Source organism: TM7 phylum sp. oral taxon 349 (assembly GCA_018127705.1).
Taxonomy (GTDB): domain Bacteria; phylum Patescibacteriota; class Saccharimonadia; order Saccharimonadales; family Saccharimonadaceae; genus Saccharimonas.
Genome location: CP072328.1, coordinates 889,804 through 904,080, shown reverse-complemented (window position 1 = coordinate 904,080; position 14,277 = coordinate 889,804). Strand labels below are relative to the sequence as shown.

Sequence of the window (14,277 nt, the reverse complement as noted above, 5' to 3'; positions counted from 1 at the left end):
TATATGGCAGGAACAAAGGCAGGCGGCAAAAAAGCAGCACAGAAAAACTTAGCAAAAGACCCTAATTTTTACGCTAAAATTGGCGCAAAGGGTGGTCGCAACGGGCGTACGGGTGGTTTCGCAGCGAATCCGGCGTTGGCGCGTATTGCCGGTGCAAAGGGTGGTCGTATTTCGCGGCGTGGTAAAAGTAAGAAAGTAGCACAAGACGACGCGACACTTGCAGCGTAAATACGCATCGCTTGTATTAAAAATACCCCGAGCTATGGGGTATTTTTTGTTACACGATAACGTCGTAGCTGACATGTGCGTGCATCATTAACTCGCCATGTGTGTAGACAGGCAAGGCATTGGTAGTGATAACGTTTGGTTTGTATACCCGTTGCAGTGCAGTGAGGGCAAAGTGATCGTGTATGCAGCCAATCGCGGTAGGTATCAAGCGTTTCTTCAATGTAGTCTTCGCATATATGAATATTAAACTCACGCGCCAATGTAGTCGCCCGATCCCATGCGCCGCGCTCCATGGTGAGCAGCTCAATGTCTCGTAGATATTGCTTATGGTTTAGCAGTGCGTGTCCGAATTCATGTAAAAGCTGTGCTTCGGCATATTCAGCCGACGCATCATATGTAATAGCACAAGCATTATGATTCCAGCAAAACACCTCGCCTGAGATAATGGTGAGGTGCTGTAAATGCGGTATGTTTGCTGCTTTAGCGCGTAGTTTTGGCAAGAGCCAAGTAATCTTTTCCACAGTAATAACATCCATACACGACCGCTTCTTCAGGGTGCTTTGCCTGAATAATCTTTGGGCAAGGAATGTGCGGTGGCAAGTGGTCAGTTAATATCTCGGACAGAAACTCACCGTAGCGTTCAAAGTATGTACCGACGCTGCCGCCGATAATAATAACGTCGGGCTGTACGATAGGGACGACTGCTAAAAATCCGCGCGACACGCGCCCGGCGATTTGTCGCCATGCACGCTTGCTTTTAATGTCGCGGGCGAATTTTTTGTAATCGCGGACGATAGCGCGCCCCGAAGCGAAGCTTTCCCACTGCCGAACCTTTCCTTTGTATTCAACGAGTGCTCGCCCAGCTTCGCTATAACGCAAGCCGGGGTCAATATAACCATTCGTGCAGATACCACTCCCGATACCGGTGCTGATCGTAACGTAGAGTGACGATCGGGGAATACTGCGCAGCGCGCGCGTTTCTGATAGCCCAGCAAGATTAGCGTCATTCTCGATAAGCACGGGAACGCCCGGCAAAAGGTTCTTGAGTGCTGTATGCGCGTTGAAGTTTGCCCAGCCGAGATTTTGACACCAAACAGCAGTACCGTTACGAATGATTCCCGGTAGTGCAATCACGACAACGTCGACTTTTTTGCCAGTATAACGTTCGCGTATAATTCGCTTTAGCTCTGCGGTGTACTGAGCTGGTTCTTTTGGTGTGGGGAACTTGATCGAGTCGCCCATTCTGCCGTTGTCTGCAAACGAGGCGACGAGCGTTTTTGTCCCACCAGTATCGATCGTAACTATCATACATCTAGCATAACACAGCGTACCAGGCTCACTACCTTTGCGACACATTTATTAGCAGCTATGCCAATCCAATAGATCAAGCGGATAATTTCCATTAATGCTTGAGTGCCGCCTGAACTGGTTGTAGTATGCGAGATACCAATAAATCCTTTCCGGCACAATTGATGCACGTATGTTTGGAGATAAGCATTCCTCTTGGATAGTACGATTGAATCTCTCAATATGGGCATTGTCATTACTCTTGCGCACTCTGGAATGGCGCAAGGCAATCCCTTTAGAATTCAGTTGATCGTGAAACCATTTACCAAACTCTGGCCCGTTGTCGGTTTGTAGCATCGCCAGCGAGATACCGAGATAATCTTGTCCGCGCATAACAAAATGAAAGCTCGCCCGCTGATTGCATTTGGGAGAATACTCAGCATAGGCAGCACGCGAAAAGAGATCTATGAGTGTATAGACATAAAAGCGCCCGCCATCTCTTTGCACGAAATGAATAGTATCCGCCTGCACTAAGTCTCCTGGTTTATTAGCTAGCGGGCGCGGTATATAAGGCCGATGCCGTTTCCACTTGCTTATAGGTTTTTGTGAGACCTTGGCGCCGCAAGGTACGCTTAACGCTACTGAGTGATACCGCTACGCCGCGCTCTTGCAGCTCAAGATGAATAAAATACGCACCGCGGCCGCTCCGCTGTCTTTCTGTTACAATAGCCGCAACTATCTCGTCTGGCAATGTATGAGGATGATGCCGCGGCGCTGAAGACAAGGTCGGTATATGAGCATTCCATGCTAAGTCTAGGGTCTTAGCTTTTTCTATCCATCGATACAGCGTCGTCCGGTGTACGCCGCTCCGGCGGGCAGCTTCAGCGACACTCATGCCTTGGCGTATGACCAGATCTACTGCCGCTCGTCTAGCCTTTGGAGCGTAAGGATTGTTAGAATAAGCCATAGCAGACTACTCCTTTCTGATTAGGTGGTACTAATCTAGTGTAGGATAGTCTGCTTTTTTAGGCAGAGGATGTTGCGAAGGTAGTGAGCCTTTACGCACAGTTGATTTTTATGTAGAAAAGATGGTATAATAAACAAAAGGAGCTTTTTAGAAAGGAGATGGCGATGGCACATCAGAAGGAAAAAGGAGCGATTATCGGATACGTGCTGGTTGGTGCGTTGCTAACAACAGCACTTGCTGGCGGTGTGTATGTGATGCGCCATGGTACAACATCAACAGGCGACGCTACGCAGATGGCTAAGACAAACGAAGTGGCGAAAACTGATGCGGCGGACACAAATAAAAAAGAAGAGGTGAAAAATTCAAATACATCAACGCCAAACGATAAAGCGAATAGTAAAGACTCAGTTGATACTGTTTTAAAACAGCAGGCGGATAAGAATAAAGCTGATACTAAAAAAGCTGAAGATAAAAAGCCGACCGAAGAAAAGGCTGAGCAAAAGACAGGTACGACGACGACACCGACGCCAGCACCGGTTCAGACTCAGCCGAGTAATCAGGCAAGCGTGACACCAGCGACAACGCCGACAACCAGTACGTCGCCAAACTCTGGACTGCCGCATACGTCGACTGCGCCAGCAACAAACCAATTACCGGCAACCGGCCCTGGTGAAACAGTTGTCGTGGCGGTTGCCGGCGTCATTCTATTGGGTGTCAGTATGGCATATATTCGCTCACGACGACTCATCTAGACACTAGAGGTAAAATACGCTATACTAAAGAGCAGTTGATGGCATAGTTGTTTAGTGTGCTTTCAGGGAATATTAACGTTAAGAAAGGAGTATTGGCGGCTTTCTACGATTAGATGGCGGCTAATAACGAGTATTTATGGCAAAAGCCACGATTACAATGGATGACCTTTTGAGCGGCGATGGCGGAAAGCAGCTTGTTGCGGGAGAAATGGTCACCGGGCACGTGTTAAGCGTGCGAAAACACGAAGTATTGATTGATTTGGGTGCGCATGGCGTCGGTTTTGTGCCGCGCCGCGAAGTTGGTTTTGGTCGGCAACTGGCGGTTGGCGATGAGGTTGCGGCAAGTGTCGTTGATGCGGAGCTTGATAACGGCTATAGTCTTTTGAGCCTGCGTAAAGCAGCGAAAGACCGTGGCTGGGAAGAAGTTCAGGCAAAGATGGACGCTGGAGAGATTATTGAGGTGACGCCGCACGACGCAAACCGTGGCGGTTTGCTGGTAGAATACGAAGGCGTGCGCGGTTTCTTGCCGGTGTCGCAGTTGTCGGCAGAGCATTATCCGCGCGTTGGCAGCGCTGATAAAGACGAAATTTTGTCGCGACTAAATGCTTTAGTCGGGCAAACGATTCGAGTTCGCATCTTAGACTGTGACCGCAAGGCGAATAAGCTGATTTTCTCGGAAAAAGAAGCGATCAAAGATGGTCTAGCGGAGCGATTTGAGAAGTTGAAAGTTGGTGATATAGTTACAGGCGTAGTCACGGGTGTGGTTGATTTTGGTGCATTTGTGAATGTTGATGGCATTGAGGGTTTGATTCACATTTCGGAAATCAGCTGGGAGCGCGTCAATAATACATCTGACTATGTGAAGGTTGGACAAAGCGTTGAGGCGAAAATTATTTCAATTGACAAAGAGCGCCTGAGCTTAAGCATGAAGCAGCTGACAAAGGATCCGTGGCTTGATGAAGTCGACAAATTCAAGAAAGGCGATAAAGTCGAGGGTACAGTTACGCGCATTACGCCGTTTGGTGCATTTGTGCAGATTAGTCCGGCAGTTGAGGCGTTGGTTCATGTTTCAGAGATTGGCGGCGGTAATGATGTTGACCCGGAGAAGGTGTTTACGCTTAATGCGCGCAAAGAGTTTGTCATTTTGGATATTGACAAAGAAGGTCGCAAGGTTAGCCTAACGCTGACTGATAAGAAAAAGAAATAGCACCCATGTAAGGTATTCATGGATAATTGTCCCGGCGAGGTGCGGGCAGAAAGGAGCAAGAAATGAGTAAATCTGAAAAAGTATTGATGATTGCCGATTCAATTACTGTAGGAGAACTCGCTGAAACGCTCAATCTGCCAGTTGCGCAGCTCGTCGGTGAATTATTCAAGAATGGTATCGTGGCGACGATCAATCAGCGCATTGATTTTGAGACGGCAGAAATTATTGTTGACGAGTTAAAGTTGGATGTTGATCTACGGCGTAAAAAAGTTGATTCGTCGCCCGTGCAACGATTACATAAACCATCGGCAAATGCGTCGGTACGCCCGCCGATCGTTGCCGTAATGGGGCACGTTGACCACGGAAAGACGACACTACTTGACGCAATTCTTGATATGAAGGTAGTCGAAGGCGAAGCAGGAGGTATTACACAGCATATTAGCGCATATCAGACGCAGCGGAATGGTCGTACGATTACTCTGCTTGACACGCCAGGACATGAAGCGTTTGCAGCGCTTCGCCAACACGGTGCGGCGCTTACTGACGTTGTAATTATTGTAGTGGCGGCAGATGACGGTGTGATGCCGCAGACGGTTGAGGCGATTAAATTTGCCCGCAGTGCCAATGCGAAGATCGTTGTTGCGATCAACAAGATCGACAAAGAAGGCGCGAACGTTGATCGCGTGAAAGCACAGTTGGCAAGCGAATATCAGCTCAATCCAGAGGAATGGGGTGGTGATACAATCATAGTACCGGTAAGTGCAAAAACAGGCGAGAACCTTGATAAACTTCTCGACATGGTGCTGCTTGTTGCTGATATGGAGGAACTGAAAGCCGACGCTGATGTGCCGGCGGAGGGTTTAGTGATTGAGGCGCACATGGAAAAAGGACGCGGTTCGGTGGTGAATTTGCTCATTGAGCAAGGACAGTTAAAGCCAGGACATTTTCTCGTAGCTGGCACGTCGTATGGTAAAGTACGCACATTGCTAAACTACAAGGGAGAAACAATCAAGTCGGCTGGTCCGTCAACACCGGTCACCGTAACAGGATTCAAAGAGCTGCCGCAATTTGGTGATATTTTCACTGTAGTAAAGAACGAAAAGACTGCGCGCTTAGCAGTGGAGCGCGCCAAGATTGAAGCTGAAAAGCAAGCTGCCAGTACCAATGTGACGGGTGCTGATCTGCTAAAAATGATGACAAGAAAGCATGACAGCCAGGAGTTTAACGTCGTTGTAAAAGCGGACGTGCAAGGTTCTCTCACCTCAGTGATGGATAGCCTGCGTTTGGTGGATACGGGCGATGCGATTAACTTACGCGTGATCGGTAGCGGTGTTGGCAATATTAACGAAAGCGATATTCGTTTGGCGGATAGTTCGCAAGCGATCGTGTACGGTTTTAATATTGATTTACCGCCGGCAGTGAAGCGCCTTGCGATGCGCGACCGCGTGCAGGTGCGCTTGTTTAAAGTTATCTATGAGCTGCTAGACGACGCGCGCCAAAGTATGGAGCAGATGCTTGAACCGGATGTTGTTGAGACGGAGATCGGCGTACTTAACGTGAAAGGCGTGTTCCGTACGATGCGCGATGAAGTGATCTGCGGCGGCATGGTAGAAAAAGGCAAGGTTATGGCGCATACGTTAGCGCGCGTTAAGCGTGGCAGTGAGCAAATCGCTGAAGTTGAGGTGATGTCGGTGCAGCGTCAACAGCAAGAAGCGAAAGAAGTGTTTGAAGGTGAAATGTGTGGGCTTAGTATACGTACACACAAAAAGCTCCAATTGGAGATTGGCGATACGCTGGAGTTATTTACGCGCGAATTGGTGAAACGGACGTTGCGATAACAACTTCCATAGATTGTGTAAAAATGCTCTTGACGCTGCTATGCGGATGCGTCTATAATAGACGGCGAGGACGAGTAAAAAGCTTGCATTTTTATGCGAGTTGGTGTATAATATAAAAATCTGTAAAGTTTTAACAAAGGATTGCAATACATGCCTAGAAATCACAGTGAAATGCCATCAAGTGGGCAATTTAGTCGGAACGTCAATGAGCGAGGCGTAGAAGATTTATTATCCGGCGCTGATGTTTCTAGTGGAGACACCGGCTCTATTGGCAATTCTGATTCGCGATTTGCCATAACTATCACTCCAGCAGAGGCAGCTGGATTCAGTAGTGGCGCTCATGATACTTCTAGTGGCGGCGCTGCCAACTCCCGCGGTGAATCAGATGTGAGTCATCAGACTACGCCTGAGGGTGCTCGAGATGACTCTGATAGTAATGATAGGCAAACGTCATCAATGTTAAGACCGGCAGCTGAGCAGGCTACGCCCATAATGAGCGGCTCTGAGGTTGGTAAAGAAACGCAAGGGGAAAGTTCCGAGTCAAGTACTGTGCAGCCAGAATCTCAGCCTGAGTCAGTATCCAGCAGTGAAGACGACAAGCAAACGTCATCAACGCCAAGATCAATAGCCGAACAGTCTGCATCTATAATGAGCGGCTCTAAGATTCATGAAGAGATGCAAGGAGAAAAGTTCAATCAGGAAACTCAGGAGCTTATAAATAGTGACGGAGTTGCCTGGGCGATTGCGAGTGCGCTAAAAGATGCAGCTAAGACTAGGTCGGAGAAAATCAGAGGTGAGGCTAGTACGTACATAGGTGCCGTGGACGCAGTTCTAAAAAGGGCAACCAAACGCCAAGGTCTTCCGTCTGATAAAGAGGAAGTTGATAGCTCTGTTCGTGATGTATTGGACAATAGTCCAGGGCTTCGTTATGTGGTAGAGGCTTCCGCGCGCAGAGGCAGTATGAGTAAGTCTGAACTCGATGAACTTGAAGCTAAGCTTTTGCGGTATAATAGTTTTCTTGCTAAGTCGCAAGCTGCTCTTAGTTTAGACGAGTCTATACCGTCAGTTAATGTTCCGTCTAAGTTTGAAGGGGAAATAAGCCCGGGTTCCGAGGCGCAGGCTTCAGGCAGCAGTGATAAGCAGAAGCCGCAAAGAGAGAACGATAGCAGTGATAATAGTGAGTCCACGGTCGTAGATAAAGATCGCAATACTAAAGAGACTGAGAATGATAAAAATACGATTCAGAATAGTATAAATTTTATCAACCTGCAGTTAGATTTTTGTAGTAATGCACTCAATAGTGACTCTATTAGTGGAGAACTGAAAGAAAGCCTTAAAAAGCACATAAAGATGTTTGAGGAGAGTAGAGATACGCTGCAAGAACAGCTGGGGGATACTGATAAAGGCGAGAAGTCTAGGAAAGCGGAGGCAGAGGCTAGCAAGAGCTTGGATAAATCAGATAAGGGTGTTGATGACGAGCAAACGCCGTCAACGCCAAGATCAGCGGCCGAACAAGCAGCCGAGAAGGAGGAACAAGCGAAAAGAGAGCGTGAACAGGAGCAAGAAGATTATAATGCTGCGCTTGCAGATTACGCAAGGCTGAGATCTGAAGAGGAAACTAAGGGTAGCTTTGCTTCAGAAAAGCTACGTCCACTTAAAGGATTAATTGGACGAATATTCGGAAGAAAGAATGGAACCGAGTCAAGGCATAGTAAGCGAGAAAGAGAGATTATTGAGGCGGAAAATAGATTAAAAAAGTCCGCTCTAAAAATCGCAAAAAGGCGGGCTGAGGCTGCTGAGGCTGTGCTTCCCAGTGAAGATGCTGCTCAAATGAGAGCGGACTTAATGGTTGGCGCGCTGCATAAGTTATTGGACGTAGACGTGCGCCAGGCGATCAATAATGAGATAGCGCAACAGCAGGAGAAGCGCGGATTTATGGACAAGAAATTCCTTGTTCCTATGGGAAGGTGGTTAAGCAAGGGAGGCAAGTGGACAAGGCGAGCTAAGAACTTTGGTGTGGGCATCACTGCTGGTGTATTTGCGCCTATTGGAATTCTAACGGGGGTAGCAGCGGCTGCGACTAGTGCAGCCGTCCATCGTGGTTCACGTCTGGCGGCTATTGACGAAAACCTTAAGCGTCATCAAGACGCTCAAGGAAATGCAATAGCGCAGTTGAGCGGCGAAGAAGTTATGCGGAAATATGATTCCTATAGGAACCAATCTACACCTGATACTGCCATTGGAGATGGTATAGCAGATTTTGCCAGTTGGATGCTGGAGGCGCAGCGCGGCATGAGCCATGATGATGCTAAGCGTTCTATGAAAGAAGCGAGGAAGAACGTGGCGATGATCGGTTTGGGCTTTGGGTTAGGCAAGCTAGCAAGTCTTGGTGCAAATATGCTTCTGGATAGTACAGATACTTCGGTAACCCTTAAAGGAACGAAGCCGGGTAACGTTGAGGTTCACGATATTCCGAAGGGAGCGGAGAAACCTACAGAGTCTCTTGTGGATCGGCTACATGATGCTGCGAACGTTAGTAAACCCGACGGTGATACTTTGTGGGATATTGTAGCGAACGAGATCGGTTCTGATAAAGCGTCAGGAGCAATATATAAGGTGACAGATGCCTTAGAGCAAGCCGGACATACAATAGAATGGATCAACAAAGGTACGGATCATGCGCAAGTATTTATTGATGGTCGTGACGACGTGTCTTATTTATACAGTATGTACAATGTGGGTAAAAGTTTACTCGGGCAATGATGGTAAGATAAATAAAAAGGAGATGATAAGTGTTTGATATCGATGATGCTTTATTGACGAAGGTTGGCTACAATATAGCGATAATGACAGAGAATCAAAAAGACGAGTGTAAGCGAGAAATCCAAGAGGAGCTAAATCAGCGAGTAGCAGAGTGTTTCTTGCCAAAATTGAGCGAAGACGAAATCGTTGAGTTTGAAGATGTGCAAAGTAACCCCGATCGCACGCGACGCTGGTTGGAGGAATTTCACGGCGACTACGCGACGCGCGAGGACTACAAAGCAGTGCGTCAGACGATGGACAGCGACGAAGAAGCGATGAGCTTTTATGCGACGGCGCTGTGGCTGCGTTATGCAATCCCTGGATATCACGATATGATGCAAGAAATATTTGATGATTATATTGGGGGGCTGATTGACATGCGTAACGAGGTTAATAAGCAACTCGGACTTGTTGCATAAGTAACGTAAGCTTTATATACTAAAGGGAGAGAAATGGAGGGATAATGTTTCAGCTAGACGATAATTTTTTGCAAGAAGTGGGGCTTGGTAGCTTGCCGGATGATCAAAAAAAGGCTTTTTTGGAGCATTTTCGCGAGCAGCTGGAGATGCGCGTTGGTACGAAGTTGAGCGATGGGCTAAGCGACCAGCAGCTTGATCAGTTTGAGTCGTTTATTGACCGTAAGATCGATCGCGTCAACGAGTGGTTGGCGGCGAATGTGCCGAACTATGAGCAGGATAAGGTGTACCAGCAGCTTCGCGCGAGCGCACCTGAGGGTATACCGGAGGATGCGCTGCTGGCTGAATATGCAAGTCTGAAGTGGCTCGAAATGAACCGCCCGAATTATCGAGACGTTGTCGCGCAGACGATGAATGAGCTGAAGCAGGAAATTATCGCGAACCGTGATGCGATTTTGGGCGGCGACACGTCTGCTGCGTAGATGTGAATTATTCTCGCTTTTGTAAATAATTTCAGGGAAACACTACTAAATAGTGCATTAAGTAACCGTCTAGTAATAGTTAGGCGGTTATTTATTTATGTTTTTGATCAAATAGAATAACCGCGTAAGAACGCGTCGGCAGACATGGTTTTGCCGCTGGGCGCAACAAGCTCGTCAACTGATAAGAATGCACCGTTTGCGCATGGTAAATCAAGAGGTGTTTTTGCGTTCATAGTAGCGTGTGCTTTGGTGACGATGAGTTTATGTGAGCCAATAGCGACACGTGAGCGCGGAAACTCAAGATGAGCGCGAATGCGCGCCTCGGCTTGATCTGGAGTAAGTATAGCTAAATCAAGGTTGGTATCATTGCGGCTTAGCAGTTGGCAGTAGGTGGCGTTGGTGCTATCTTGCGGCGTCGGCTGGAGAGTACCATTTAAAATGTCGGGTAGCTTTGTGGTAAGAATTGTTGCGCCGATCTGACCGAGCGTCTTGTATAACTCAGGACGAGTCTCAGATTGATTCAGGCTGTAGGGTATTTGATAATAAATTGGTCCGGCGTCCATGTCTTTCGTAAGCTGCATAAGTGTCACGCCTGTGGTTTTATCGCGGTTGGCAATAGCGGACTCAATTGGTGATGAACCGCGGTACTTTGGCAGGAGAGAAGGATGGACGTTGATGATGCCAGGAGTGAATAGATTGATAGCACTTTGCGGAATAATTTTGCCGTAACTGACAAGCACGCCGGCAGGATTTTTTATTAATTTTATATCATTTATGATATTTTTGAGTTTAGTCGGTTGCCATACGGGTATATTATGCTCTGCGGCGTAAACTTTGACGGCGGGTGCAGTGAGTACGCGATGGCGCCCACGCGGCGTGTCTGGTTTGGTGACGATGGCAGCAACATTAAATCCGTTTTCGATGAGCGCACGCAAACTGTATAAGCTGAAATCTTCAGTCCCGAAAAAGATAAGCGGCTGCTTAGTCCCAGAGGTCGTGGTTATCTTTGACATGCGTATTATAGTCGAGCGGATCAAGCTCGCCCTTGTCATTTAGCCGGTAAAATGCATCGGTTTTATCGCGGATGTGGTCGACAAATACGATACCATTGCAGTGGTCGATTTCATGCTGAATGACGCGCGCTAAAAATCCTTCGGCTTTGATGCGGATTTCGTCGCCGTCAATGTTTATTGCTTTGACGCGAATGCGATTATAGCGCGGTACTTTACCGTAAAAATCGCGCACACTAAGGCAACCTTCATAGTCTTCAATAAGCTCGCCTTCGTATTTTATAATTTCTGGATTGATGAGAGCGATAAATTCTTGATTTTCTTTGTTATCAAAGTCGTTACGCACGATAATAACGCGATCAAGTCGGTCAATTTGTACAGCGGCGAGCGCGGCGCTGATTTCGTGTGGACGCGACGCCTCCCAGTCAATACTTGCATCAGTCATGTCTTTAACGAGCTGGCGAACCTCTTCGGTGATGACGTGAACTTTCTGCGATTTTTGACGCAGATGAGGGTTTGGCAGAGTAATAATAGATTCTTTCTTCACAACTCTGTATATTATAACAGATTCATCGGGTCAATGTCATACTGCCAGTGCGTGGATGGTAGCTGTGCGATGATATTGAGTAGGGTGGTGCGTATTGGAGATTTAACGACGATTTGCCAGCGGTGGGTATTGCGTTGCCGTTCGTAAAAAGCGGGGGTTGGACCAAATATGTATAGATTTGGGTAATCTGTGCGAAGTTTTCTAGCAAGTATTTGGGTGTTATTGATAGCGGCTTTTTCGGTTCTGTAGATGCACGTGAGTTTGAGCAAATAAGTAAATGGCGGAAAATGGCTTTTACGGCGCCTGGCAAGTTCGGTAGCATAGAAGGCGGCGTAATCCTGTGTAGCGCCAGTACGAATTGTTTCGTCGTGCGGTTGATATGATTGGATGATAACATTGGTTTGCTGATTAGTGCGCCCGACACGACCGACAACCTGTGACAAAAGTTGAAAGGTGCGTTCGCGTGCCATAAAGTCGGGCAAAGCAAGCCCGGTGTCCGCCTGAATTACGCCAACAGTACTAAGGTGCGGTAGATCAAGCCCTTTAGCGACAACCTGCGTACCGATAATGATGTCAATTGTGCCGTCGTAAAGCTCTTGGTAACGTTTCTCAAGCGTATGCGCGGCAGCAGTATCGCCGTCAAAGCGTGCAACGGTTGCGTGCGGGAAGAGTTTCCTGATCTCTGCTTCAACGAGTTTCGTGCCGATGCCTTTATGAACGATGTCAGTTTCGCGACAGTCGGGACAAGAAGTTGGAACAGGCGCTGTGTTGCCACAAATGTGGCATTGCAATATGTGCTTGTCGATATGAAGCGTGAATGGCACGAAGCAGCGCGAGCAAGTTGCAGACCAGCCGCAATTAGTGCAGAGTGTTGTACTGGCGCTGCCGCGACGGTTATGAAAAAGGAGTGTTTGTTGTTTGCGTTCAAGTGAGGCTGTGATGTGGGCAATGAGTGGGTCGGACAGAAAACGATGTTGAACAAAATTTGTTTTTGATGTCATATTTATGATGTCGACGTGCGGCGGCGGAGCGGCTTGTGCGCGGCATGGGAGTGTAATGATCGAGCTATTGGTGTGTGTGGCAAGGTAATACTCGCTGATGAGTGGTGTTGCTGAACCTTGAATGACGGGTGCGCCATGATGCGCACCAAGCGTGGCGGCGACACGCAAAGCCGAGTATCGTGGCGATTGATCTTGCTTGAAGCTTGGCTCATGCGCTTCGTCGATGACGATAGCGCCAATGTGGGCAAGTGGCAGAAAGAGTGCTGAACGCGGACCGATGGCGATACGCGGAATAGTACTTTGAAGAGCATCAAGCCAAATTTGATGGCGTGCAGACTCGGTTTGCTGTGAATGGGTTAGCAGAATATTAGAAAAATGTTGTTCAAATTCAGCGATAAGCTGTGAAGTGAGGGCGATTTCTGGCACGAGTACAATAACAGATTTCTGCTGTGCCATGATGTGTTTGGCATAGGCAATGTAGACAGCGGTTTTGCCGCTGCCAGTAACGCCATGCAACAAGACTGTCCCGCGTGTGCGCTGTGTGAGCGTATCAACAGCAGCTTGCTGGTCTTTGTTGAGCAAATAATGTGTTCGATCTCGCGAAATTGTTTGGTGGGAATGCGCTACCATGCGGCGTTTTTTTGTGAGACCGCGTGGTAAGATTGTCTGCAGTGTGGTTGCAAGTGGTGTGGCGTAGTAGCGAGCCATCCATAGAGCAGTTTTGAGCAATGGATTTGGTAATGGTGAAATATCAAGCGCATTAGCAATAGCACGCGTCTTGTATGCTGGTTTTCGCGTGTGTTTTATAACGATGCCGGTTAGCGATAATTGACCGACGGGAATAATCACGGGTTGTCCGATTTGTAGAACCTGTTCGCTATGGTAAGTAAAATAATCACTGCCGGCGCGGATAATCTTAGTCGGTGCAACATCATAATAGTGCATATATGGTATTATACCTTGCATAGACGAGAGGGCGACTGCTACTATAAGCGTATGTATTTTGAAAGCAGGGCACAGGCTGGGCGGTTGCTGGCGGCACAGGTTGTTGATAAGTATCGGTATGAGAACTGCGCAGTTGTAGCACTGACAGAAGGCGGTGTGTTAGTTGGTGAACAGATTGCGGCGCAGTTACATTGCGTACTGATGATGCTCGTGACGGAGAGTATTGACGTACCTGGCGAAAATTTGAGCTTTGGTGCAGTGTCGCAGCGCGGAAATTTTACATATAACAGCGAATTTTCGACAGGAGAAATTCAGGAATATACAAGCGAATTTCATGGTTACTTAGACGACCAGAAGCGTGAAGCGTATAGTCGTATCAACCGGCTGATAGGCGATGGCGGCACGATTGACGATAGGATGTTGAAAGATCGTGTTGTATTTTTAGTGTCGGATGCGCTAGCTGACGGTGCAGCGCTGAGCGTAGCGTTTGATTTTTTGAAGCCGATTCGAATAGAAAGGTTAGTTGTAACGACGCCGATTGCAACGGTGTCGGTGGTGGATCAATTACACGTTACGGCGGACGAATTGCACGTGCTTGATGTGAAAGAAAATTACTTGGGAGTGAATCATTATTACTCCGACAATACGGTTCCGACACGCAAAGAAGCGATTCAGAAGATCAGCCAGATTATTTTGAATTGGCGGTAAATATGGTACGCCAAGTGGCTTGAATTGCATCTAGAAAAAATGTAGAATAAAAAGCAACAGTGGTATTAATAAAAAGCAAGAAAGGCT

At 47.6% G+C, this 14,277-nt stretch carries 15 protein-coding genes; 8 read left to right on the top strand and 7 right to left on the bottom strand.

Annotated elements, in window-relative coordinates; all coding sequences use genetic code 11:
* The first annotated feature begins 3 nt into the window (after positions 1 to 3).
* A complete protein-coding gene (locus J5A52_04620) occupies positions 4 to 228 on the top strand; it encodes a hypothetical protein (protein QUB37402.1) in 225 nt (74 codons plus the stop codon).
* 32 nt (positions 229 to 260) lie between these two features.
* Here J5A52_04620 and J5A52_04615 read toward each other — a convergent pair whose 3' ends face one another.
* From J5A52_04615 to J5A52_04600, 4 genes are read right to left on the bottom strand one after another with little or no spacing between them, the layout of a single operon-like run.
* A complete protein-coding gene (locus J5A52_04615) occupies positions 261 to 749 on the bottom strand; it encodes a hypothetical protein (protein ID QUB37401.1) in 489 nt (162 codons plus the stop codon).
* Positions 709 to 1,536 carry an ROK family protein gene (locus J5A52_04610; protein ID QUB37400.1) on the bottom strand — a complete coding sequence of 276 codons (828 nt, stop codon included), beginning with the start codon at positions 1,534 to 1,536 and terminating at the stop codon, positions 709 to 711. Before J5A52_04610 ends, J5A52_04615 begins: the two co-directional genes overlap by 41 nt.
* A gap of 51 nt (positions 1,537 to 1,587) precedes the next feature.
* Positions 1,588 to 2,046 (bottom strand): transposase, encoded by a 459-nt coding sequence (locus tag J5A52_04605; GenBank protein QUB37399.1) that lies wholly within the window; start codon positions 2,044 to 2,046, stop codon positions 1,588 to 1,590.
* 16 nt (positions 2,047 to 2,062) lie between these two features.
* Complete coding sequence (locus J5A52_04600; GenBank protein ID QUB37398.1) at positions 2,063 to 2,482, bottom strand: helix-turn-helix domain-containing protein; 420 nt, start codon at positions 2,480 to 2,482, stop codon at positions 2,063 to 2,065.
* A gap of 164 nt (positions 2,483 to 2,646) precedes the next feature.
* Between J5A52_04600 and J5A52_04595 the strand changes: the two genes are divergently transcribed.
* The 6 genes from J5A52_04595 to J5A52_04570 all read left to right on the top strand — a co-directional run bounded on the left by J5A52_04595 (position 2,647) and on the right by J5A52_04570 (position 9,979).
* Positions 2,647 to 3,234 (top strand): LPXTG cell wall anchor domain-containing protein, encoded by a 588-nt coding sequence (locus J5A52_04595; GenBank protein ID QUB37397.1) that lies wholly within the window; start codon positions 2,647 to 2,649, stop codon positions 3,232 to 3,234.
* Positions 3,235 to 3,370: 136 nt separating this feature from the next.
* Positions 3,371 to 4,441 carry a S1 RNA-binding domain-containing protein gene (locus J5A52_04590; GenBank protein ID QUB37396.1) on the top strand — a complete coding sequence of 357 codons (1,071 nt, stop codon included), beginning with the start codon at positions 3,371 to 3,373 and terminating at the stop codon, positions 4,439 to 4,441.
* A 62-nt stretch (positions 4,442 to 4,503) separates the two neighbouring features.
* On the top strand, positions 4,504 to 6,279 hold the full coding sequence (locus J5A52_04585; GenBank protein ID QUB37395.1) for a translation initiation factor IF-2: 1,776 nt from the start codon (positions 4,504 to 4,506) through the stop codon (positions 6,277 to 6,279).
* 150 nt (positions 6,280 to 6,429) lie between these two features.
* On the top strand, positions 6,430 to 9,042 hold the full coding sequence (locus J5A52_04580; GenBank protein QUB37394.1) for a hypothetical protein: 2,613 nt from the start codon (positions 6,430 to 6,432) through the stop codon (positions 9,040 to 9,042).
* A 29-nt stretch (positions 9,043 to 9,071) separates the two neighbouring features.
* Positions 9,072 to 9,500: a hypothetical protein gene (locus J5A52_04575; protein QUB37393.1), complete on the top strand. Its 429-nt coding sequence runs from the start codon at positions 9,072 to 9,074 to the stop codon at positions 9,498 to 9,500.
* Positions 9,501 to 9,544: 44 nt separating this feature from the next.
* Positions 9,545 to 9,979 carry a hypothetical protein gene (locus J5A52_04570; protein QUB37392.1) on the top strand — a complete coding sequence of 145 codons (435 nt, stop codon included), beginning with the start codon at positions 9,545 to 9,547 and terminating at the stop codon, positions 9,977 to 9,979.
* Positions 9,980 to 10,086: 107 nt separating this feature from the next.
* Here J5A52_04570 and fmt read toward each other — a convergent pair whose 3' ends face one another.
* From fmt to priA, 3 genes are read right to left on the bottom strand one after another with little or no spacing between them, the layout of a single operon-like run.
* A complete protein-coding gene (gene fmt / locus J5A52_04565) occupies positions 10,087 to 10,992 on the bottom strand; it encodes a methionyl-tRNA formyltransferase (protein QUB37391.1) in 906 nt (301 codons plus the stop codon).
* Positions 10,961 to 11,536 (bottom strand): peptide deformylase, encoded by a 576-nt coding sequence (gene def, locus J5A52_04560; GenBank protein QUB37390.1) that lies wholly within the window; start codon positions 11,534 to 11,536, stop codon positions 10,961 to 10,963. Before def ends, fmt begins: the two co-directional genes overlap by 32 nt.
* A gap of 11 nt (positions 11,537 to 11,547) precedes the next feature.
* On the bottom strand, positions 11,548 to 13,482 hold the full coding sequence (gene priA / locus J5A52_04555) for a primosomal protein N' (GenBank protein QUB37389.1): 1,935 nt from the start codon (positions 13,480 to 13,482) through the stop codon (positions 11,548 to 11,550).
* Between the two features lie 51 nt (positions 13,483 to 13,533).
* On the opposite strand from priA, the gene J5A52_04550 reads away from it, so the two are divergent.
* Positions 13,534 to 14,190: a hypothetical protein gene (locus tag J5A52_04550; protein ID QUB37388.1), complete on the top strand. Its 657-nt coding sequence runs from the start codon at positions 13,534 to 13,536 to the stop codon at positions 14,188 to 14,190.
* Positions 14,191 to 14,277: the final 87 nt, after the last annotated feature.

Coding starts and splice junctions, on each gene's coding strand:
- priA (QUB37389.1), bottom strand. CDS start 13,482: ATGCACTATTATGATGTTGCACCGACTAAGATTATCCGCGCCGGCAGT.
- J5A52_04570 (QUB37392.1), top strand. CDS start 9,545: ATGTTTCAGCTAGACGATAATTTTTTGCAAGAAGTGGGGCTTGGTAGC.
- J5A52_04600 (QUB37398.1), bottom strand. CDS start 2,482: ATGGCTTATTCTAACAATCCTTACGCTCCAAAGGCTAGACGAGCGGCA.
- J5A52_04585 (QUB37395.1), top strand. CDS start 4,504: ATGAGTAAATCTGAAAAAGTATTGATGATTGCCGATTCAATTACTGTA.
- J5A52_04580 (QUB37394.1), top strand. CDS start 6,430: ATGCCTAGAAATCACAGTGAAATGCCATCAAGTGGGCAATTTAGTCGG.
- J5A52_04620 (QUB37402.1), top strand. CDS start 4: ATGGCAGGAACAAAGGCAGGCGGCAAAAAAGCAGCACAGAAAAACTTA.
- J5A52_04550 (QUB37388.1), top strand. CDS start 13,534: ATGTATTTTGAAAGCAGGGCACAGGCTGGGCGGTTGCTGGCGGCACAG.
- J5A52_04610 (QUB37400.1), bottom strand. CDS start 1,536: ATGATAGTTACGATCGATACTGGTGGGACAAAAACGCTCGTCGCCTCG.
- J5A52_04590 (QUB37396.1), top strand. CDS start 3,371: ATGGCAAAAGCCACGATTACAATGGATGACCTTTTGAGCGGCGATGGC.
- fmt (QUB37391.1), bottom strand. CDS start 10,992: ATGTCAAAGATAACCACGACCTCTGGGACTAAGCAGCCGCTTATCTTT.
- J5A52_04595 (QUB37397.1), top strand. CDS start 2,647: ATGGCACATCAGAAGGAAAAAGGAGCGATTATCGGATACGTGCTGGTT.